At 59.8% G+C, this 19,225-nt stretch carries 16 protein-coding genes and 1 pseudogene; 9 read left to right on the top strand and 8 right to left on the bottom strand.

The genetic code is table 11. From position 1 onward, the window contains the following. Positions 1 to 99 precede the first annotated feature (99 nt). Both JIO00_RS13370 and JIO00_RS13365 read right to left on the bottom strand, forming a co-directional pair. Positions 100 to 579, bottom strand: coding sequence for a DUF934 domain-containing protein (locus tag JIO00_RS13370; protein ID WP_083376860.1), 480 nt, complete (start codon positions 577 to 579; stop codon positions 100 to 102). Next, positions 576 to 2,249, bottom strand: a complete 1,674-nt coding sequence (locus JIO00_RS13365; protein WP_077749666.1) for a nitrite/sulfite reductase — start codon at positions 2,247 to 2,249, stop codon at positions 576 to 578. The genes JIO00_RS13370 and JIO00_RS13365 overlap by 4 nt, the downstream gene beginning before the upstream one ends. A 273-nt stretch (positions 2,250 to 2,522) precedes the next feature. On the opposite strand from JIO00_RS13365, the gene ccoN reads away from it, so the two are divergent. Further along, a complete protein-coding gene (ccoN, locus tag JIO00_RS13360) occupies positions 2,523 to 3,950 on the top strand; it encodes a cytochrome-c oxidase, cbb3-type subunit I (protein WP_010459896.1) in 1,428 nt (475 codons plus the stop codon). 8 nt (positions 3,951 to 3,958) lie between these two features. Continuing rightward, on the top strand, positions 3,959 to 4,180 hold the full coding sequence (locus JIO00_RS13355) for a hypothetical protein (protein WP_042932102.1): 222 nt from the start codon (positions 3,959 to 3,961) through the stop codon (positions 4,178 to 4,180). Positions 4,181 to 4,309: 129 nt separating this feature from the next. On the opposite strand, the gene JIO00_RS13350 is transcribed toward JIO00_RS13355, so the two are convergent. Further along, a complete protein-coding gene (locus JIO00_RS13350; protein WP_010459894.1) occupies positions 4,310 to 4,804 on the bottom strand; it encodes a hypothetical protein in 495 nt (164 codons plus the stop codon). Between the two features lie 70 nt (positions 4,805 to 4,874). Next, entirely contained in the window at positions 4,875 to 5,651 is a 777-nt protein-coding gene (locus JIO00_RS13345) for a helix-turn-helix domain-containing protein (RefSeq protein ID WP_200668450.1), read from the bottom strand. Positions 5,652 to 5,729: 78 nt separating this feature from the next. Here JIO00_RS13345 and JIO00_RS13340 point away from each other — a divergent pair, with 78 nt between their 5' ends. Beyond that, the gene (locus tag JIO00_RS13340; RefSeq protein WP_200668449.1) at positions 5,730 to 6,422 is read left to right on the top strand and encodes an aspartate/glutamate racemase family protein; all 693 of its coding nucleotides are present in this window, start codon (positions 5,730 to 5,732) and stop codon (positions 6,420 to 6,422) included. A gap of 1 nt (position 6,423) precedes the next feature. On the opposite strand, the gene JIO00_RS13335 is transcribed toward JIO00_RS13340, so the two are convergent. From JIO00_RS13335 to JIO00_RS13325, 3 genes are all read right to left on the bottom strand, one after another. Further along, positions 6,424 to 6,945, bottom strand: coding sequence for a GNAT family N-acetyltransferase (locus JIO00_RS13335; RefSeq protein WP_083376864.1), 522 nt, complete (start codon positions 6,943 to 6,945; stop codon positions 6,424 to 6,426). 175 nt (positions 6,946 to 7,120) lie between these two features. Continuing rightward, entirely contained in the window at positions 7,121 to 8,041 is a 921-nt protein-coding gene (locus JIO00_RS13330) for a LysR family transcriptional regulator (protein ID WP_174604237.1), read from the bottom strand. Between the two features lie 86 nt (positions 8,042 to 8,127). Beyond that, positions 8,128 to 8,568: a carboxymuconolactone decarboxylase family protein gene (locus JIO00_RS13325; RefSeq protein ID WP_010459889.1), complete on the bottom strand. Its 441-nt coding sequence runs from the start codon at positions 8,566 to 8,568 to the stop codon at positions 8,128 to 8,130. Positions 8,569 to 8,774: 206 nt separating this feature from the next. Between JIO00_RS13325 and pdxR the strand changes: the two genes are divergently transcribed. The 4 genes from pdxR (at position 8,775) to JIO00_RS13305 (ending at position 12,132) form a co-directional block, all read left to right on the top strand. Beyond that, positions 8,775 to 10,208 carry a MocR-like pyridoxine biosynthesis transcription factor PdxR gene (gene pdxR / locus JIO00_RS13320; protein ID WP_010459888.1) on the top strand — a complete coding sequence of 478 codons (1,434 nt, stop codon included), beginning with the start codon at positions 8,775 to 8,777 and terminating at the stop codon, positions 10,206 to 10,208. A 123-nt stretch (positions 10,209 to 10,331) separates the two neighbouring features. Further along, the gene (locus tag JIO00_RS13315; protein WP_010459887.1) at positions 10,332 to 10,625 is read left to right on the top strand and encodes an antibiotic biosynthesis monooxygenase family protein; all 294 of its coding nucleotides are present in this window, start codon (positions 10,332 to 10,334) and stop codon (positions 10,623 to 10,625) included. Between the two features lie 156 nt (positions 10,626 to 10,781). Continuing rightward, entirely contained in the window at positions 10,782 to 11,195 is a 414-nt protein-coding gene (locus tag JIO00_RS13310; protein WP_010459886.1) for a cupin domain-containing protein, read from the top strand. 226 nt (positions 11,196 to 11,421) lie between these two features. Further along, positions 11,422 to 12,132, top strand: coding sequence for a hypothetical protein (locus JIO00_RS13305; protein WP_010459884.1), 711 nt, complete (start codon positions 11,422 to 11,424; stop codon positions 12,130 to 12,132). A 101-nt stretch (positions 12,133 to 12,233) separates the two neighbouring features. Here JIO00_RS13305 and JIO00_RS13300 read toward each other — a convergent pair. After that, positions 12,234 to 17,136, bottom strand: a pseudogene (locus JIO00_RS13300) (NAD-glutamate dehydrogenase). 503 nt (positions 17,137 to 17,639) lie between these two features. Here JIO00_RS13300 and JIO00_RS13295 point away from each other — a divergent pair. Beyond that, entirely contained in the window at positions 17,640 to 17,993 is a 354-nt protein-coding gene (locus JIO00_RS13295; protein ID WP_102594848.1) for a hypothetical protein, read from the top strand. Positions 17,994 to 18,262: 269 nt separating this feature from the next. Continuing rightward, positions 18,263 to 19,222 (top strand): AAA family ATPase, encoded by a 960-nt coding sequence (locus tag JIO00_RS13290; protein ID WP_003218556.1) that lies wholly within the window; start codon positions 18,263 to 18,265, stop codon positions 19,220 to 19,222. The last annotated feature ends 3 nt before the right edge of the window (positions 19,223 to 19,225 follow it).

Below are 19,225 nucleotides of genomic sequence, written 5' to 3'. Positions count from 1 at the left end.
GTTGTGTCATGAGTACCGCGTGCTCCGGGTTTACGACGGCTCCGCCGCCGAACGCAACCTCGTGCGGCTCGACCGTTGCTGCAAACATCGGTGTCGGTTTCAGCGTCTTCTGAATAACGGCCGCGGTTCAATCACTGAACGCCCATAGAGCACACTCATCCCGGCCAATCCCTTCAGCGCGTCCTCGGCGGATTTGTCTTCGCGCACCGCGAAACTATCGAATCCGCATTGGCGCATGTGGCTGAGCTGATCGCGCAGCACATCACCGACCGCGCGCAATTCCCCCGTCCAGCCCAACCGAGTACGCAGCAGGTACGCCTGGCTGTAACCGCGACCGTCGCGGAAACTCGGGAAATCCAGGGCAATCAGCGGCAATGCGTCAAACCACGGCTTCAGACTTTCCACCTCGTCGTCAGGCCCCAGCCAGACCGCATGCTGTGCGGGCGCTTGAAGCCAGCGACTCAACGGTAAAATCACTGACCCGTCCGGCAATTCACCCTCTGCGTCCCTGACCAGCACCCAAGGATCGTCAGCCACAATCCGCGCCACACCCTCCACCAGTCGCAACAGATTGTTCATGCCGAGACCTCCAGCAACTTTGGATAAACCTGCTCCTTGAACGGCTCAAGACCAATGCGCTGCAAGGTGTCGACAAACAGTTCTTCGCTCTCGCGGTAATCGACGAACGTGGCGATGATCCGCTCGATAACCTCGGGCACTTCGGCAGCGCTAAAGGACGGGCCGATGACTTTGCCCAGGGCGCTGTTCTTGCCCTGGCTGCCGCCGAGGGTGATCTGGTACCACTCGCTGCCGTTCTTATCGACGCCCAGAATGCCGATGTTGCCGATGTGGTGGTGACCGCAGGCGTTCATGCAGCCGGAAATGTTCAGGCTGATGTCGCCCAGGTCGTGGAGGTAATCCAGGTCCTCGAAACGTGCCTGGATCGCTTGGGCAATCGGGATCGATTTGGCGTTAGCCAGCGCGCAGAAATCGCCGCCGGGGCACGCGATGATGTCGGTCAGCAAACCGATATTGGCGCAGCCCAGGCCCTGCTCGCAGGCCAGGCACCACAGGGCGTAGAGATCAGCTTTGGGTACGTCCGGCAGCACGATGTTCTGTTCATGGGCGATGCGAATTTCGCCGAACCCGAACTGTTCGGACCACTCGGCCACGGCCAACATTTGCTCGGTCGTAACGTCCCCCGGTGGTGAGTCGAAGCCCGGTTTGGTCGACAGCACCACGCTGGTGTAACCCGCGACCTTGTGCGGTTGAACGTTGCGCGTAACCCAACGTGCGAAGGCCGGGTTCTCGGCCAGGCGCGTGCCGAAATTCAGGTCCGTGTCGGACAGTGAACGGTAATCGGGAGCCACGAAGGCACTGGCGACCCGCTCATATTCGACGTTGGTCAACTGCGCCGGACCGTCCTTGAGGTACTGCCATTCTTCCTCCACTTCCCTGGCGAAAGCTTCGATGCCCAGGGCCTTGACCAGAATCTTGATCCGCGCCTTGTACTTGTTGTCGCGTCGGCCGTGACGGTTGTAGACCCGCAGCACCGCCTCGACATAGGAAAGCAAATGTTGCCAGGGCAAGCCCTCGCGAATCTGCAATCCAAGAATCGGCGTGCGCCCCAACCCGCCACCGACAATGACCCGCAGCAGCATCTGCCCACTGTCATCGCGATAAAGATAAAGGCCAATGTCATGCATCATGATCGCGGCGCGGTCCTGCTCCGCCGAGCAGATGGCAATCTTGAACTTGCGCGGCAGGTACAGAAATTCCGGGTTGATGGTCGACCACTGGCGCAGGATCTCGGCCAGCGGTCGCGGGTCCATCAGTTCGTCCGCCGCCACACCGGCAAACGCTTCGGTGGTGATGTTGCGCACGCAGTTGCCGGAGGTCTGGATCGCGTGCATCTCGACCTGGGCAAGTCGTTCGAGGATATCCGGCACCTGCGCCAGTTCGATCCAGTTGAACTGCATGTTCTGCCGAGTGGTGAAGTGGCCGTAACCGCGATCATAGTCCCGGGCGATGCTCGCCAGCGTGCGCATCTGCCTGGCGCTCAGGGTGCCGTAAGGAATCGCCACGCGCAGCATGTAGGCGTGCTTTTGCATATACAGGCCGTTCTGCAGTCGCAACGGCAGGAACTCTTCCTCGCTCAACTCGCCCGTCATGAAACGCTCGACCTGATCGCGAAACTGCGCAACCCGCTCGAAGACCAAGGCCCGGTCATAGTCGTCGTACTGATACATGTAGCTACCTCATCAGGGTGGATCGCACGCTCTGCTACAGGGTGGCGGTGCTTGTGGCAGTGACTATGAACCTACGGCGCAGCGCGTTACAGATTCACCTGAGTGCTAAAAAACCGTATCAGAGTGCGTCAGATCACCGCAGGCAGGCCTCGTATCTGATCCGCATAAACTCGGTTTTTCTGAGTCTGTTTTGTTTCGGGCAGGGTTTCTACAGTGGACGACATGCCAGTCCGGGTGGCCTGGCAAGACTTTGCAACCGTGGAAGCATTGACCATGAGCACAGCAACAATCGGACAGGCCTATAACTACAAGGTCGTCCGCCAATTCGTCGTGGCAACCATCGTCTGGGGCGTCGTGGGGATGGCAATGGGGGTATGGATCGCCTCGCAACTGGTATGGCCCGAGATGAACCTCGACCTGCCGTGGACCACCTTCGGCCGCTTGCGCCCGCTGCACACCAGCTTGGTCATTTTCGGCTTTGCCGGCAGCGCGCAATTCGCCGCCAGTTACTACGCGGTGCAGCGCACGTGTCAGGTACGGCTGTACTCCGACAAACTGGCCGCGTTCACCTTTTGGGGCTGGCAGTCGGTGATTGTGGTGATGCTGATCACCCTGCCGCTGGGCTACACCACCACCAAGGAATACGCCGAGATCGAGTTCTCCGGCGCGGTGTGGATGACCGTGGTCTGGGTCGCCTACGCCATCGTCTTCTTCACCACCGTGGTGCAGCGCAAGACCAGGCACATCTACGTCGGCAACTGGTTCTTCGGTGCCTTCATCGTCGTGATCGCGATGCTGCACGTGGTCAATCACCTGTCGATTCCGGTGGACTGGTTCAAGTCCTATCCGGTGTATTCGGGGGCCACCGACGCCATGGTGCAGTGGTGGTACGGGCATAACGCGGTGGGCTTTTTCCTGACCACCGGGTTCCTGGGGATGATGTATTACTTCGTGCCGAAACAGGTCGGGCGGCCGGTGTATTCGTATCGGTTGTCGATCGTGCATTTCTGGGCGCTGATCACCCTGTACATCTGGGCCGGCCCGCACCATTTGCACTACACCGCACTGCCGGACTGGGCGCAGTCGCTGGGCATGGCGATGTCGCTGATCCTGCTGGCACCGAGCTGGGGCGGGATGATTAACGGCATGATGACCCTGTCGGGCGCCTGGCATAAATTGCGCACCGACCCAATCCTGCGCTTTTTGGTGCTGTCGCTGGCGTTCTACGGGATGTCGACGTTCGAAGGTCCGATGATGGCCATCAAAACGGTCAACGCCCTCTCCCATTACACCGACTGGACCATCGGCCACGTCCACGCTGGCGCCCTCGGGTGGGTGGCGATGATCACCTTCGGGGCCATTTACCACATGGTGCCGAAAGTCTTTGGTCGTGAGCAGATGTTCAGTACGCCGCTGATCAACTTGCACTTCTGGCTCGCGACCATCGGCACGGTGTTGTATATCGCCTCGATGTGGGTCAACGGCATCACCCAAGGGTTGATGTGGCGTGCGATCAACGACGACGGCACCCTGACCTACTCGTTCGTCGAGGCCTTGCAGGCCAGCCATCCGGGGTTCGTGGTGCGCTTTGCCGGCGGGGTTTTCTTCCTCAGCGGCATGTTGCTGATGGCCTACAACACGTGGCGCACCGTGCGGGTTTCGGACATGGCGATGGCCGAACGTGAAGCGCAGATTGCGTGAGGTTTGAGATGACCGAGATAGTGCTGAATCTGTTTGGGGTCGTGGGGTTTTGGCTGGCAATCGAGTACTGCCTGAAACACCAGACGGCCGAGAGCCTGGAGGACGCGAGCCTGATTCCGTTTGCCGATGACCCTGAGGTGGCGCGGCGGGTGGAGTTGGCGACGGGGAAGACTGTGAAGGCGGTAGCCCCCGAAGAAGCTAAACCCGGTTGGGTCAACCTGGAAATCTGACACACCACACATCCAAATGTGGGAGCGAGCCTGCTCGCGATGGCGCAGTGTCAGTCGATATTAATGCTGACTGATACACCGTCATCGCGAGCAGGCCCGCTCCCACAGGATTATGTGCAAGGTCGAGAATCAGCCGCGTTCGCGGGGGATCAGGCTCTGCAACTGCTGCGCCAGGAAGTTCGCGTCGAAGGCAAACGTATCCGGGTCTTTCAAACCATTGGTCTTGCGCCATTGCCAGCTCGTGGAAGGCGGCAGGCACACCAGCGAAATGCTGCCATACCGCGCGGCCGTCAAACCCATCACCGCCAACGAAATCTGACCACCGACGCCCATCACGTCCGGCACGAACTCCACCGGTTTGCCGGCAATGACAATGCTCAGTTTCTCGGTCTTGAACGTCGACGACTCGACCGGAACGCTCGGCCCTGAAGCGACATACACCTCGCGACTCACTTCCAGCAGGTTCGGCACCTGGATCGGCTCCAGCCATTGCTGGATCTGGTCGAACAGTTCACCAATGCGCGTCGCCCACACGGCCGATTGCGACTCAAACACTTGCTTCTTGTGCGCTTCGCTTTCTGCATAGTGGCGAAGCATCTCGCCCAGTTGCTGTACGTCGTCCATTGCGGTGTTCCTTTGGTTGAAGCGGTGCTGCGGACGTTGAGCATGGCAGATGCGCGCTGCCGGCGTACGACTAAAAGCGTGAACGGTATTGGCTGGGGGTCATGGCCAGGTATTTGCGAAACGCGCTGCCCATGTGCGACTGATGGGCGAACCCCGAATCCAGGGCGATATTGGCCAGGCTCAGGTCTGTGCGTTCGATCATGCGGCGTGCCGCTTGAAGGCGAACTTCCACCAGATAAGCATGGGGCGTCAGGCCCATGGCCTGGGTGAAATCGCGCAGGAAACGCAGCGGATTCTGCCCGTAAGTGTCGGCCAGTTGCGCAAGCGTCAGAGGCTGGTGGAACTGCTCGGCGATCTGCTCCAGCACCCGGACGAAGGACATGGACGTGATCCGCTGTGTGGTGTCGATTTTCTGCCGGGTCAAGCCAACGAGCCCCAGCGCACACTGCTCAAACGCCAGTAGATCGGGCTGCGGCGCGAGCAACAGACGCCGCACCGCTCGTGCCAGGGTCAGCGCACGTCGATTGCCTGAAGACTGCACACGGCGGGTGACACAGGGTAACTGTTCATCGGCAAACGGTTCGTCCAGGCGCATCAGCAGGTATTCACCACCGGTGACGGACTCGGAGAACACCTCGACGCCGATCGGCGTATACGCCAAGACGCCGGGCAAGGTATCGAAATCCACCCGACGGTCGGAATCGATGGCGTGTATGCCCTGCTGACGCTCCAGCGTGACCCCAAGCGTTTGCGACTGCGCCGCGTCACGCGCGCTGTACGCCGCACGGGGCAAGAGTTGCAGGCAGACTTTGCCGTCGAACAAACGCTGACTTATGACATCAGGCATGTGAAATTTCCTGATAGATCGAAACCGGGATCCACTGGACACTCTCTTGCAAAGGGTTGCCAACAACAGGAGCACGCCATGCGCACCATCGGCCTTATCGGCGGCATGAGCTGGGAGTCCAGCGCCGAGTATTACCGCCTCATCAACCAACAGGTTCGCGACCGGCTCGGGCCGTTGCGTTCGGCGAAATTGCTAATGTACAGCGTCGACTTCGGCCCTGTCGAACAGGCCCAGCATGCCGGGCGCTGGGACGACGCGGCGGCGATTCTGGTGGATGCGGCGCAGCGACTGCAGGCCGGTGGTGCCGAATGCGTGGTGCTGTGTACCAACACCATGCACAAGGTGGCCGGGCAGATTCAGGCCGCGATCAGTATTCCGTTCCTGCACATCGCCGACCCGACCGGTCAGGCCGCCGTGGAGGCCGGAACGCTGAAAGTCGGGTTGCTCGGGACGGCGTTCACCATGGAACAGGACTTTCTCAAGGATCGCCTGAGCGCGATGGGGTTGACGGTGCTGGTGCCGGACGCCGAGGAACGCAACGCCGTGCACCGGATCATCTATGACGAGTTGTGCGTCGGGGTGATCAGCGAGGCGTCACGCAAGGTGTATCAGCAGGTCATCGAGTCCCTGACTCGGCGTGGCGCCCAGGCGATCATTCTCGGCTGCACGGAAATCGGCCTGCTGATCAAACCCGAGCACAGCGCCCTGCCCTTGCTCGACACCACCGCACTGCATGCGCAGGCGGCGGTGGCGTTCGCGCTGGGTGACTGAGTCAGTCGGACTTGAGTGAGCGGCGCAGGCGCGCCATGCTCAGGGTATCGACCAGTCGGCCGTCCCGCACGGCGTAGTCACGGAACAGGCCTTCGGTCTCGAAACCGAACTTGCGGTAAAGCCCGATGGCCGCTTCGTTGTCGGCGTACACCGAAAGCTCGACCCGTTGCAGGTTCATCCAGTTGTCGGCGACGTCCAGCGCCGCTGCCAGCAGTTTTGAGCCCACGCCTTTGCCTTGCCATTGCACCGCGACCGCCATGCCGAGATTGCCGGCATGGCTGCGGCGGATCCGCGAGAACTGCTCCAGACCAATGTTGCCGATGACCGCGCCCTGATGCAGCGCCACCAGCTTCACCAGCCGCTCGTTATCCGAAGCCAGGCGTTGGCGCCAGATCTCGGTGGATTGAAACGGCATTTGCAGGACCTGACGGGTAATCGCCGGCTCGTTGTAGAGCGCGGTGACGCCGTCGATGTGGGATTCGCTGAAGCGTTCGAGGGTGATGACAGAATCGGTGGCGGGCATGGTTGACTCATCCTTGATGCAGACATGGCCGCTTACTCTACAACACCATCTCCTGGAATGGCGAGAATCCCATGTGGGAGCGAGCCTGCTCGCGATAGCGGCGGGTCAGTCACCTTGGATATTGAATGTTACGACGCTATCGCGAGCAGGCTCGCTCCCACAGTTTGGATCGGGGTTAGGCTTCGAACCACTCCCGCCGCTCGTTGAAGGTGTTGTGAATCAGTTCGACGATCATCTGCACCTCGGCCTGCCCCGCAGACTCGGCATTGACCGCCATCCACACCTGGCGCTGCATCGGCTGGTCGAACAACCCCGATAACCCGACCAGCCCCCTGTCAAACTGGCTCATGTAATTGGGCAGCAAACCAATGCAGGCGCTGCAACGAATCATTTCCAGCATCAGCTCATAAGAATGCAACTGCACCACGCCGGCCAGACGCTGATCGACCACGCCATTCCACGGCCGAAAACTCTCGACCTGACGATCAGGCTGCCATTGCACCAACATGAAGTCAGCGAGGTCATCGAGGCTGTCGGGGCGGGCCGCTACCCGTGAATAACGTTTGGCGATATGCGGCAGATAATCCAGTCGCGCCAAAGGCTGAGGCTCGCTGACAGGGAAACTCGGGCCCGGCAGCGGTGACTCGGTGCCTGCCAGCCACAGCACCACATCTGCACTGACCGCTCGCAGCGACAGTTCGCTGTCCAGCGTGATGATGTCCAGGCGCACGCTGGCGTTGCGTCGCAGCAACGAGACCAGATCGCGGCCCAGGATGTCGTGCAAGATCGACTCGGCCACAGCCAACCGAATCAGCGGCTGTTCGATCACCGGCACGTCGTGTTCATGGGCCAGGGCGATCAATTGCGCCTGAAGCTGCAACCCTTCACGGCTCAAGGCCAGGCCATTGTCCTGGTGATTGAACAGCGAACACTGCAATTGCGTTTCGAGCTGCGCGAGGTGTTTGCGCAACTGAGTTGATTTGATGTTGAGGCTGCGGGCCGCTTGCATGAAACAGCCGCAACGGGCGCTGACCCGGAAAGACTGCGCCAGTACCGGATCGATACCGGCGGCGCGGGTGGATTCCATGAATGACATCAATGACTCCTGTCGATCTATCCTTGAAGCCCTCATCCTGCGCAGCGTTTATGAACCTGACGTGACACCTACGGCGGAAAATCGATTCAGCTGCTGGGGCTTTGCCGAAAACTCACCGCCAGGCGATTCCAGCTGTTGATGGTGGTGACCGCGATGGTCAAGTCGACCATTTCGCTTTCGTTGAACTGCTCACGCGCCACGGCGTAGACGTCATCCGGCACATGGCTTTCGGAAAGCAAGGTCACCGCTTCGGTCCAGGCCAGCGCCGCGCGTTCACGAGGGTTGAAGAAGCCGCTGTCGCGCCACACCACAATCGAATACAAGCGCCGATCCGTCTCGCCAAGGCGCCGCGCGTCCACTGAATGCATGTCGGTGCAGAAGGCGCAGCCATTGAGTTGCGAGGCGCGGATCTTGATCAAATGCAGCAAGGCTGGCTCGATACTGAGGTTGCTGGTCAAGGCCTCCATGGCAATCATCGCTTTCATCGCTTTGGGCGACGCACTGTAGTAATCCAGGCGGGAACTCATGGGGTGACCCTCTTGGATCAAATGAAGACCCCCAAGGTAGGCGCTGACGCAGCGGCGTTACAGATCCAATTCGGCGAAAAAGCCGTGGACCATTCGGCGGCAGACCAATCCCGGGTTTTTCGCCCACGCAACTTCTGCACGGCGGCTCATGCGGGTAATCTGGCGCGACGCACACGCGCCTCAATCGCTCCAGGAGCCTCGCCGGTATGGAACTTCATGTTGTCATCAACGGCCGCAAGGACCTGGCAGGCCAGTTGTACAACCAACTGCGCAGCGCCATTGAATCCGGCCGCCTGGCAGCCGGGACGCAACTGCCACCCAGTCGTTTGCTGGCCGAACAGCTGGGCATTTCGCGCAAGACCATTTCCGACACCTACGCGCAACTGACCTATGAGAACTTCCTCACCGGGGTGATCGGCAAAGGCACGTTCGTCAACGCCCGGACGGCCAAAGCCGCCCCCAAGCAAAGCCATTCACAGCTGGCGAGCTTCGAGGTGATCGAGTCCTGGCGCAACCTGCCGGTGTTTCTGCGCCACCCGACCCTGGAGGGCTCGTTACGCTACGACTTCATCGGTGGGGCGACCAGCAAAGGCCAGTTTCCGCAGGACGATTGGCGGCGCTGCACCTCTCACGCGTTGCGCCAGATTGCCGGTTCCAAGGGCTTCTACAGCCTGCCCGAAGGCCTGCCGGCACTGCGCAACGCGATCGCCCGGCACATCGCGTTTTCCCGTGGGGTCAATTGCCAGGACGAAGACGTGGTGGTGTGCAACGGCGCGCAACAGGCGCTGGACCTGATCTCCCGGGTGCTGACCCGTCCGGGCAGCATTGTCGCCATGGAAGACCCCGGCTATCCGCCGGCTCGCCTGTTGTTTGGCACCCATGGGGCCACGGTGATCGGGGTGCCGGTGGATGCCGAAGGGATTGAAGTGGACAAGATCCCCTTGGGCACCCGGCTGATTTACGTCACGCCGTCCCACCAGTTTCCGCTGGGCATGCCGATGAGTCAGGCGCGCCGGGTTGCGCTGCTGGAACGGGCTTATGAGTTGGGCGCAATCATCATCGAGGACGATTACGACAGCGAGTTTCGCTACGAAGGCCGCCCGACCGATTCACTGCAAAGCATGGATGAGCGCGGCATCGTCGCCTACGTCGGGACCTTTTCGAAAACCATGCTGCCGGAGCTGCGCCTCGGTTATGCGGTGTTGCCGCCGGCGATTCTTGAAGCCGTCATCCGCGCCAAGCAACTGACCGACCTGCACACCTCCACCCTGCCCCAGTGGGCGCTGGCCAAGTTCATCGCCGAAGGTTGCCTGCTCAAGCATATCCGGCGCTGCCATACGATCTATGCCGGACGTCGCGAGCGGATCCTGTCGCGCATGGCGGGCGACCTTTCGCCCTGGCTTGAACCCGTGCCCACCACGGCCGGGTTTCACATGGTGGTGATGTGCAAAGTGCCTATCGATATTCCGTTGGTGATCGAACTGGCGAAAAAGGTCGAAGTCGGCCTCTACGCTATCGACAGCTTTTTCTACCAGCAAGCGCCACGGGCCGGGCTGTTCCTGGGCTTTGGCGCCATCGAAACCCTGGACATCGACATCGCCCTGGACCGTTTGCGCGACATTTTGCAGCAGGTGGCCTGATCGATTGGTCTGCGTCTTTATCCAGCGATTGGCTATTGGCGGTCCACAGGTGCAGGCCTATCCTGCATAAGCGTTATCCCTCAGTGAGCAGGATTCGTCCGGCCTGATTCAGGAGTGTGAGCAATGTCCAACGAAGTGATCAATACCGTACAGGTGCAGGCCGCCGCCGGCCGCTCGGAAGAACTGGGTAAGCAACTGCAAAAGATTGTCGACACCCTGCGTCAGCAACCGGGCTGTGATTCCTATATGGTCGACCGCTGCCCAGAGGACAGCAACCGCTGGACCGTCAGCGCCCGCTGGCAATCGGAAGCGGCCATGCAATCGCATTTCAACTGCCCTGAAGTACAAGGCTTTATTGGCCTGATCGACAACCGATTGGCGAACTCCGTCGACTTCAACAGCTTCCCGATCCGCTGAACGCCCTGTAGCGGCCCTGTGGCGGAGGGCTTGTCCCCTCGCCACAGGGCCGCTACAGATTGGTCCCCTCACCTTCGCGAATATTGGCTGTTTGATTGGCCCCACCTGCGCACTACTGTTGTTTCTGACAACTAAACCAACCGCAGGTGAATGACCATGAAAGCTTTGCGTATCCTTGCTGCTCCCCTGGCTGCCCTTGCCCTGACCGTTTCTGCGACTGCCATTGCTCACGAAGGCCCTTCAGAAAAGATCACGGTATTGCAGGATGAAGCGCTGAAAAACGTGCCCGGCAAAAAAGCCATGATGATCGAGGTCGACTACAAACCCGGCCAATCGTCGATTGCCCACAAGCATGAAGGCACTGCCATGGCCTACGTGCTGTCAGGTGCGGTTATTTCTCAAGTGAAGGGTGAGAAAGCAATCACTTACAAGGCCGGACAGTATTGGTACGAACCCGCCGGTTCGGAACACTTGGTTTCGAAAAACGCCAGTGCAACCAAGCCTGCCAAGCTGTTGGTATTCATGGTGTTGTCCCCCGACGAGAAAGTGTTGATCCCCTTGGAAAACTGATAGCTGAAGGGATAGCCATAAATAAAAAGGCGCGAATTAACATTTCGGGCCTTTTTATTTCCCGGCGTAATTACTGGGCCTCGCTTAAACCCAATTAAACTATCGCCCAGCCAAGAAGTGCAGCGACTGGCTATTTCATTGTGCAGCGACAGGTTTAGTCTGGACAACTCGCCGGATATTCCGACATTACAACTTCCGACTCATGTTGTTTCACTGGAGTAACACCATGAAACTCGCGCTTGTCAGTACATTAACAATGACCCTCATCCTGGCGGGCTGCTCTGTTCCCACTGCGCCCAAAGCCGGGTCTTCACTGGAAGGCCTTTTTACTGGACCGGTTGGCCGCAGCAATGCCACGCACGTCCCCAACGGCCACCAGGTTTCGTTGGGTATCGTCTACAGCCGCAACACCCAGGCCAACCGCGACTACCTGCAACACTACCAGGCCAACGCCGGCACCGGCTTCGGCCAGAGCCTGCTGGTGCAATCGATCCACGACGCCTACGTGGCCACCTCCAGACCGGACCATGCCGTGGACTGGGTCAAGGCATCGTTACAACGCCAGTTCGGCTCGGTGACGGTGTATCCGGACATGCAAAGCCTCAGGGCGGCGAAGCCCGACGTGGTCGCCATTGTCGACACCCGCAGCCAATTGATCACATCGCGCAGTTCGGATATCGAAGCGCATGTGAGTGCGCAGTTCTACGACTCAAACTTCAATTACATCGGCACTGCTCAAGGGCATGATGCCAAAGCGTTGAGTCCGTTATGGGCCGATTACAAGCGCAGTGAAGAGATTGTGGCGGATATTAACGAGCAACAGAATGTGCAAATTCGGGCACTGCAAAAGTTTGATCAATCGCTCAACAATTTAGTGATGCAACCCACAGAGACACTATCAGCCATTGAGTCAAAACAACTTCAAGCGTCGTACTAGCGCTCAGCATAATCTTGCCTTTAATCACAATGAAATGAGCACGTCTACCCCAAAAAAAAACCCGCATCTCTCAATGCGGGTTTTTTTCATTCAACAGCCGATCAGGCAGCCGGTTCCAGCTCCGCAGCTGCTGTGACAGGCGCAGGCACTACCGCTTGCCCGCTCAACGCCAGGTCCAGCAACTCACGGTTGGCCACCGCGTACATGGCGTAATCGGTACCGCTGGCGGCACGGATTTCCACCAGCATGGCGCGCCAGCGTTCGATCATGCCTTCGTGCTCTTCCATCCACAGCGCCAGGCGGGTTTCCACGTCCTGAGTGCCGTCGCCCTGTTGCAGGACGGAGATGGTGATCGCACGTTGCTGCCAGTCGACGTCATCACGGAACGCTTCACGGGCCAGGGCCTGCCAGTTGTTTTCAACCGGCAGAGCGCTGATCTGTTGCAGGTACCAGGTGATGTCCAGCGCGCTGCCCACGGCGAAGTAGGCCTTGGCCACGTCTGCAGGGTTCTGGCCGGTCACGTCGGAGGCCTCGATGATCGGCAGCAGGGTGTACAAGTGCGAAGTGCCAGCCACCATGCGTGCGAGCAACTCCGGCACACCGGCTTCGACGTACGCCTGATAGCGGGCCTGCCAGGTGTCGCGGATCTCGCCACTGAGCAGTTCGTCAAGCTTCAGCCCCAGCTCCTTGAGGTGCGGACCGAAGTGCGCAACGTCACGGGCAGCGTTCTGCTCGTTGCGACGGGCACGCAGGAACCAGCGCGTGGCGCGACGGCCCAGGCGCATCAGCTCGTCCATCAGCTCCAGTTGCACGTCGGCGGAAACCTGATAATCCAGGGATTCGATCTGACGGAACCAATGCGGGAGATGGAAGATATCACGCACGATCACATAAGCACCGGCCACGTTCGCCGGGCTCATGCCGGTTGACTCTTTAAGTCGTTGAACGAAGGTAATGCCCATGTGGTTGACCAGATCGTTGGCGATCTGGGTGCTGACGATTTCGCGCTTCAGACGGTGACGGCGCATGGCTTGGGAGAACTTGCTCACCAGGCTTGGTGGGAAAGCGGTTTCCATGTCGCGCGTCAGGTAGTCGTCGTCCGGTACCTGGGAATTGAGCAGCGCTTCCTTGAGGTCGATCTTGCTGTAGGAGATCAGCACCGACAGCTCGGCACGGGTCAGGCCATGGCCTGCAGCGACGCGCTCGTTGATGGCTTCTTCGGCCGGCAGGAACTCGATGGCGCGATCCAGCTTGCCGCGACCTTCCAGATCGTTCATCAGGCGCTTGTATTCAGCGATCCGCGGCAAGGCACGACGCGCCGCCAGGGACAGGGCCTGGGTCTGCTTGTAGTTGTTGCCCAGCACCAGGTTGCCGACTTCGTCGGTCATGCTCGCCAGCAACTGGTTACGTTGCTTGTCGGTCATGTCACCGGCCTGAACCACTTCGTTCAGCAGGATCTTGATGTTCACTTCGTGGTCGGAGCAGTCCACGCCACCGGCGTTGTCGATGAAGTCGGTGTTGGAACCGCCGCCATTGAGGCCGAATTCGACACGACCCAGTTGGGTCATACCGAGGTTACCGCCCTCGCCCACCACTTTGCAGCGCAGTTCGTTGCCGTTCACGCGCAGTGCATCGTTGGCCTTGTCGCCGACATCGGCGTGGCTTTCGGTGCTGGCTTTGACGTAGGTGCCGATACCGCCGTTCCACAACAGGTCTACCGGTGCCTTGAGCAAGGCATTCAGCAGTTCGGTCGGGGTCAGTTTGTCCGCCTGGATGTCGAAGCGCTCTTTCATCTGCGGGGAAATCGCGATGCTTTTCGCGCTGCGGGAGAAGATCCCGCCGCCTTCGGACATGATGCTGGTGTCGTAATCCGACCAGGCCGAGCGCGGCAGGTCGAACAGGCGCTGACGCTCGGCGAAGCTGTTGGCCGGCTCCGGGTTCGGGTCAATGAAGATGTGCAAGTGGTTGAAGGCTGCGACCAGTTGCAGCTTGTCGGACATCAACAAGCCGTTACCGAACACGTCACCGGCCATGTCGCCGACGCCCACCACGGTGATGCTGTCTTCCTGGACATTGATGCCGCGCTCGCGGAAGTGACGTTGAACGCCCACCCACGCGCCTTTGGCGGTGATGCCCATCTTCTTGTGGTCGTAACCGGCAGAACCGCCCGATGCGAATGCATCGCCGAGCCAGAAGCCGTAGTCGATGGCGATACCGTTGGCGATGTCGGAGAAGGTGGCAGTGCCCTTGTCCGCAGCGACCACCAGGTACGGGTCATCGTCGTCATGACGCACGACGTTGGCCGGCGGAACCAGCGCACCGTCCTTCAGGTTGTCGGTGATGTCCAACAGGCCCGAAATGAAGATGCGGTAGCAGGCGATGCCCTCGGCCGCGATCTCGTCTCGGCTGCCGCCCAGTGGCAGACGACGCGGCAGGAAGCCGCCCTTGGCGCCCACTGGCACGATGACCGAGTTCTTCACTTGCTGGGCTTTTACCAGGCCCAGCACTTCGGTACGGAAGTCTTCTTCACGGTCAGACCAGCGCAAACCACCGCGAGCGACGTTGCCGAAGCGCAGGTGCACGCCTTCGACGCGTGGCGAGTAAACGAAGATTTCGAACTTCGGTACGGGCTTGGGCAGCTCTGGAATCTGGTGCGGGTTGAACTTGAAGCTGAAGTAGGACTTGTTCTTGCCGTTCGCATCGGTCTGGTAGAAGTTGGTCCGCAGCGTGGCCTTGATCAGGTCCAGGTAGCGACGCAGGATACGGTCTTCGTTGAGCACCTGGACTTCGTCCAGCGCGGCAATGATCGCGTGTTCCAGGCGTTGCTGCTTGTCTTCCAGATCGTCGCTGGTCAGCTTGCGCGCCAGGTAGAAACGGGTCTTGAACAACCGGGTCAACTCGCGAGCGATGTCGGTGTGGTTGTTCAGGGTGCTGGCGATGTAACCCAGGTCGAAGCCCAGTCGAATCTGCTTCATGTAACGGGCGTAGGCACGCAACAGCGCCACATCGCGCCAAGGCAGGCCGGCGGTCAGCACCAGGCGGTTGAACGCATCGTTCTCGGCATCGCCACGCACGATGTGGACGAAGGCGTCCTGCAAGGTGTCGTTGAGTTGCTGGATGTCGAGTTCCAGGCCTTCAGCGGCGGTGAACGCGAAGTCGTGAATCCAGAACTCGCGGCCACTGTTGTGGCGCAGGCGATACGGGAATTCACCCAACACGCGCAGACCGAGGTTTTCCAGGATCGGCAACACGTCGGACAGCGCCAGCGGTGTATCGGCGTGATACAGCTTGCAGTGCAATTCGCGCTGACCAGACACCTGGCCCAGTGGTTGATAGAAGCTCATCACCAGCGGATTTTTTTCGGTCAGGCTCAGCAGGTGCTGCATGTCGACCACGGCCGAATGGGCAGCGAAACGCTCACGGTAACCGGCTGGAAAGCCTTTCGGGAAGTCAGCCAGCACGTTGGTGCCGTGGGCTTCGCCGAAGCTTTCGACTACCAGACTGGCGTAGTCGTCCTGCCAGCTGCGGCAGGCCTGGACCACTTCTTTTTCCAGCAGGACCGGGTCGATGTCGAGACGGTTCTTCGGATCGACGCGCAGAATCAGTTGCACGCGTGCCCAGCACGGACTCGGAGAAGAAGGTCCAGAACTCGCAGTCCGAGGCTTTCAGGCGATCCATCAGCACTTGCTGGATCTTCTGGCGCACTTCGGTGGAGTAGATGTCGCGCGGCACGTAGGCCAGGCAGTAGCAGAAACGGCCATACGGGTCTTTGCGCAGGAACACGCGAATCTTGTTGCGCTCCTGGATCTGCACGATCGACATCACGGTGCTGAACAGCTCGTCCACCGGCGTCTGGAACAGATCGTCACGCGGCAGCACTTCGACCACCTGCGCCAGTTCCTTGCCCAGGTGAGCCTTGGGCTGGAAGCCGGAACGGCGTTCGATTTCTTCGACCTTGCGGCGGATGTACGGAATGACCCGCACGCTCTCGCCATACACCGAAGAGGTGTACAGGCCCATGAAACGGCATTCCTTGATGACTTTGCCGTCGGCGTCAATTTCGCGGATCGACACGTAATCCGGGTAAGCCGGACGGTGTACACGGCTTGGGTGCGCAGCCTTGGCGAACGACAGCAGGGTCGGTTCACGCAGGTAGTTCACGGCGTAGTCTTCGATGCGCAGGTCATCGTAGGTCAGGCCGGTGCGCAGCAGTTTGGTCAGGCCCAGGAAGGAATCCTGGTCGTAGACGATGTGACCACCGTCGACTTCATCGCGAACCACGAACTCTTCATAGCCCAGGAATGTGAAGTGGTTGCCCACCAGCCATTCCAGGAAGCTTTTGATTTCGGCTTTTTCTTCTGGATCGACGGCGTACTGGCTGTTGTCCAGGCCGGAGAGAATTTCCTGGACCTTGTCTTTCATCGGTTCGAAATCGGTGACCGCGACGCGGACTTCACCGAGAACCTGCTCCAGCTCTTTGGTCAGGACATTGAGCTCGGCCGCGTTGGCGCAGCGGTCGATTTCCAGGTACATCAGCGATTCTTGCAGAATGCCTTCGCCCTGGGTGCCTTTCGGCAGGATTTCCAGCAGCTCGCCCTTGCTGCCGCGACGCACGCTCAGCACAGTGGTTTGCAGGGTGTGAATGCTGTAGCCGCGACGGTTCAGCTCGGTACGCACCGAGTCCACCAAAAATGGCAGGTCGTGGTGCAGCACTTCGACCGCGGTGTGGGTCGACTGCCAGCCGTGGCGTTCGTAATCCGGGTTGTAGACGCGCACTTGCGGTTGCGCGTGATCGAAGCGCTCAAGCAGGCGCCACGCAGAAAGGGTGCAGCCGGCGAGGTCGGACAACCGACGCTGGGTCAGCTCGTCCAGGGAAATGATGCCGAAGAATTGTTCAGCGAACAGCGCCACTTGTGGCAGTGCCTGTTCACTGATGTGCTGGGCCAGTGCCGCTTGCAGTTGGTGCTGGAAGTCGGCTTTGCTGGCTGCGGTGAAGAACGCCATCTGTGGTACTCCGCTTGGGCTTGTTATTGATGGAAGCGTCGCGTGCAAAACCCCTTTCGGGGCGATCCGTCACCCTGTTCCTGATTCTCGGGCAGAGGAAACAGGGTGACAGGTGGGTGAAGCTGGACGAGACACTCAGGTCACATTCACCTTCCATGAAGGGGTATCGGTAAAAACGCCTGTGCGATGAATTGCACACTGTCTTTACGGATATCCATTCGATGCGCAGCTTAACGAGTGCGGCAAGGCCTGTGCTTGCGGCGCTGCGACATATTCGGTCATCGGTACGCAGCTCACGACATGCGCCTCGAACAACACTAGCAGTCGTGCAGGAAAACGGGCGCTTTATCCCCGGTTTTGCGGCACATCCGTACCAGAAATGACCAGTAACACTCCAAGTGTTCACGACACATGATCTGACACTCAGACAAGCAGAAATTCCCGAGGGCTGGCAGAATTGCCTTTTGTTACGTTCACCACGCTCGCCGAGCCAGGATTTTCCCATGCAAATGACCACCGCACTCTTGATCGTCAACCCGTGCGATGACGAAGAAGACAACATGGCCATGCTCTGCTGCCACAGCGATCAGGGCGACATGTTCCTGATGACTCGTTACCCCGACGAGGACGCGCTGGACATCACCCTTGATGGCGAGCCTTCGACGCTGGATGGCGTGAAGGTGACCTTGAGCGCAACTCGCTTGCTGATTGAAATCGCCGCGGCGGATGCGGATGCGTTGAATGGGGATGATTCGCTGGAGATCACTCACAGCACCGATGCGAGCGATCTGGCTGAAGTGGAAGAAACCTTGCAGAACATCCTTAAGGGCACTGGCACCTATATAAGAGAGATTTGAGGGTGCCTTGACCGGCCCCATCGCGAGCAGGCTCACTCCTACAGTTGATCGTCGTACACCGTCAATGCAGGAGTGAGCCTGCTCGCGGTGGGGCCGGCACAGCCACCCAATCACTCCCCTGCTACAAATCTCCAACAATTTCCCCAACCATTTCCCACACTTTGCACAAAATGCCGTTAGTCGCCGCCCCCCGCGATGGATTAAAGTAACGCCCCCAGCCCTGGCGTTATTCGAACGTCTTCGGTCACCCTTTCCAGGAACAGTCATCGATGGAACATCGTGAAGCGCTGCTAGCGCTGCGAACCTTTCTTTCAACGCAGATTCTCGGCCAGGAAAAACTCATCGAGCGCTTGCTCATCGCCTTGCTCGCCGACGGCCACATGCTGGTCGAGGGCGCCCCGGGGCTGGCCAAGACCAAGGCCATCAAAGAACTCGCCGAAGGCATCGAAGCCCAGTTCCATCGCATCCAGTTCACCCCCGACCTGCTGCCGGCCGACATCACCGGCACGGAAATCTATCGCCCGGAAACCGGCAGCTTCGTGTTCCAGCAAGGCCCGATCTTCCATAACCTGGTGCTGGCGGACGAAATCAACCGCGCCCCGGCCAAGGTTCAATCGGCATTGCTGGAAGCCATGGCCGAGCGCCAGGTCAGTGTCGGGCGCAGCACTTACGAGCTGTCACCGCTGTTTCTGGTGATGGCCACGCAAAACCCGATCGAGCAGGAGGGCACCTATCCCCTGCCGGAAGCCCAGCTCGACCGCTTCCTGATGCACGTGAAAATCGGCTTCCCCGATGCCGCCGTCGAACGCCGCATCCTGCAACAGGCCCGTGGCGAAGCCCTGAACGGCGAAACCAAGCCTGAGCGCCGGGTCAGCCAGCAGGCGATTTTTGCCGCACGCAAGGAAATCCTTGGCCTGTACATGGCCGACGCCGTGGAGGAATACCTGGTGCAACTGGTCATGGCCACGCGCACCCCGGCCAAGTTCGACCCGGAGATGGCCGAGTGGATCGCCTATGGCGCCAGTCCTCGCGGTTCGATTGCCCTCGATCGCTGTGCCCGGGCCCATGCCTGGCTGGCCGGTCGCGACTTCGTCAGCCCGGAAGACATCCAGGCCGTGCTGTTCGACGTACTGCGCCACCGCATCATTCTGTCCTTTGAAGCCGAAGCCGCTGGCATCGATCAGGACCGGGTGGTCCAGCGGATTCTCGACGTCGTAGCCGTCGCTTGACCC

It is taken from the genome of Pseudomonas sp. SW-3 (assembly GCF_016615645.1).
GTDB classification, from domain to species: domain Bacteria; phylum Pseudomonadota; class Gammaproteobacteria; order Pseudomonadales; family Pseudomonadaceae; genus Aquipseudomonas; species Aquipseudomonas mandelii.
Note: the sequence above shows the minus strand (reverse complement) of the source record. Positions and strands in the feature narration are given on the sequence as shown.

What these genes read in the sequence shown, in the direction of transcription:
- JIO00_RS13370 (WP_083376860.1), bottom strand. Translation starts at nt 579, where the DNA reads ATGAACAATCTGTTGCGACTGGTGGAGGGTGTGGCGCGGATTGTGGCT.
- JIO00_RS13365 (WP_077749666.1), bottom strand. Translation starts at nt 2,249, where the DNA reads ATGTATCAGTACGACGACTATGACCGGGCCTTGGTCTTCGAGCGGGTT.
- ccoN (WP_010459896.1), top strand. Translation starts at nt 2,523, where the DNA reads ATGAGCACAGCAACAATCGGACAGGCCTATAACTACAAGGTCGTCCGC.
- JIO00_RS13355 (WP_042932102.1), top strand. Translation starts at nt 3,959, where the DNA reads ATGACCGAGATAGTGCTGAATCTGTTTGGGGTCGTGGGGTTTTGGCTG.
- JIO00_RS13350 (WP_010459894.1), bottom strand. Translation starts at nt 4,804, where the DNA reads ATGGACGACGTACAGCAACTGGGCGAGATGCTTCGCCACTATGCAGAA.
- JIO00_RS13345 (WP_200668450.1), bottom strand. Translation starts at nt 5,651, where the DNA reads ATGCCTGATGTCATAAGTCAGCGTTTGTTCGACGGCAAAGTCTGCCTG.
- JIO00_RS13340 (WP_200668449.1), top strand. Translation starts at nt 5,730, where the DNA reads ATGCGCACCATCGGCCTTATCGGCGGCATGAGCTGGGAGTCCAGCGCC.
- JIO00_RS13335 (WP_083376864.1), bottom strand. Translation starts at nt 6,945, where the DNA reads ATGCCCGCCACCGATTCTGTCATCACCCTCGAACGCTTCAGCGAATCC.
- JIO00_RS13330 (WP_174604237.1), bottom strand. Translation starts at nt 8,041, where the DNA reads ATGTCATTCATGGAATCCACCCGCGCCGCCGGTATCGATCCGGTACTG.
- JIO00_RS13325 (WP_010459889.1), bottom strand. Translation starts at nt 8,568, where the DNA reads ATGAGTTCCCGCCTGGATTACTACAGTGCGTCGCCCAAAGCGATGAAA.
- pdxR (WP_010459888.1), top strand. Translation starts at nt 8,775, where the DNA reads ATGGAACTTCATGTTGTCATCAACGGCCGCAAGGACCTGGCAGGCCAG.
- JIO00_RS13315 (WP_010459887.1), top strand. Translation starts at nt 10,332, where the DNA reads ATGTCCAACGAAGTGATCAATACCGTACAGGTGCAGGCCGCCGCCGGC.
- JIO00_RS13310 (WP_010459886.1), top strand. Translation starts at nt 10,782, where the DNA reads ATGAAAGCTTTGCGTATCCTTGCTGCTCCCCTGGCTGCCCTTGCCCTG.
- JIO00_RS13305 (WP_010459884.1), top strand. Translation starts at nt 11,422, where the DNA reads ATGAAACTCGCGCTTGTCAGTACATTAACAATGACCCTCATCCTGGCG.
- JIO00_RS13295 (WP_102594848.1), top strand. Translation starts at nt 17,640, where the DNA reads ATGCAAATGACCACCGCACTCTTGATCGTCAACCCGTGCGATGACGAA.
- JIO00_RS13290 (WP_003218556.1), top strand. Translation starts at nt 18,263, where the DNA reads ATGGAACATCGTGAAGCGCTGCTAGCGCTGCGAACCTTTCTTTCAACG.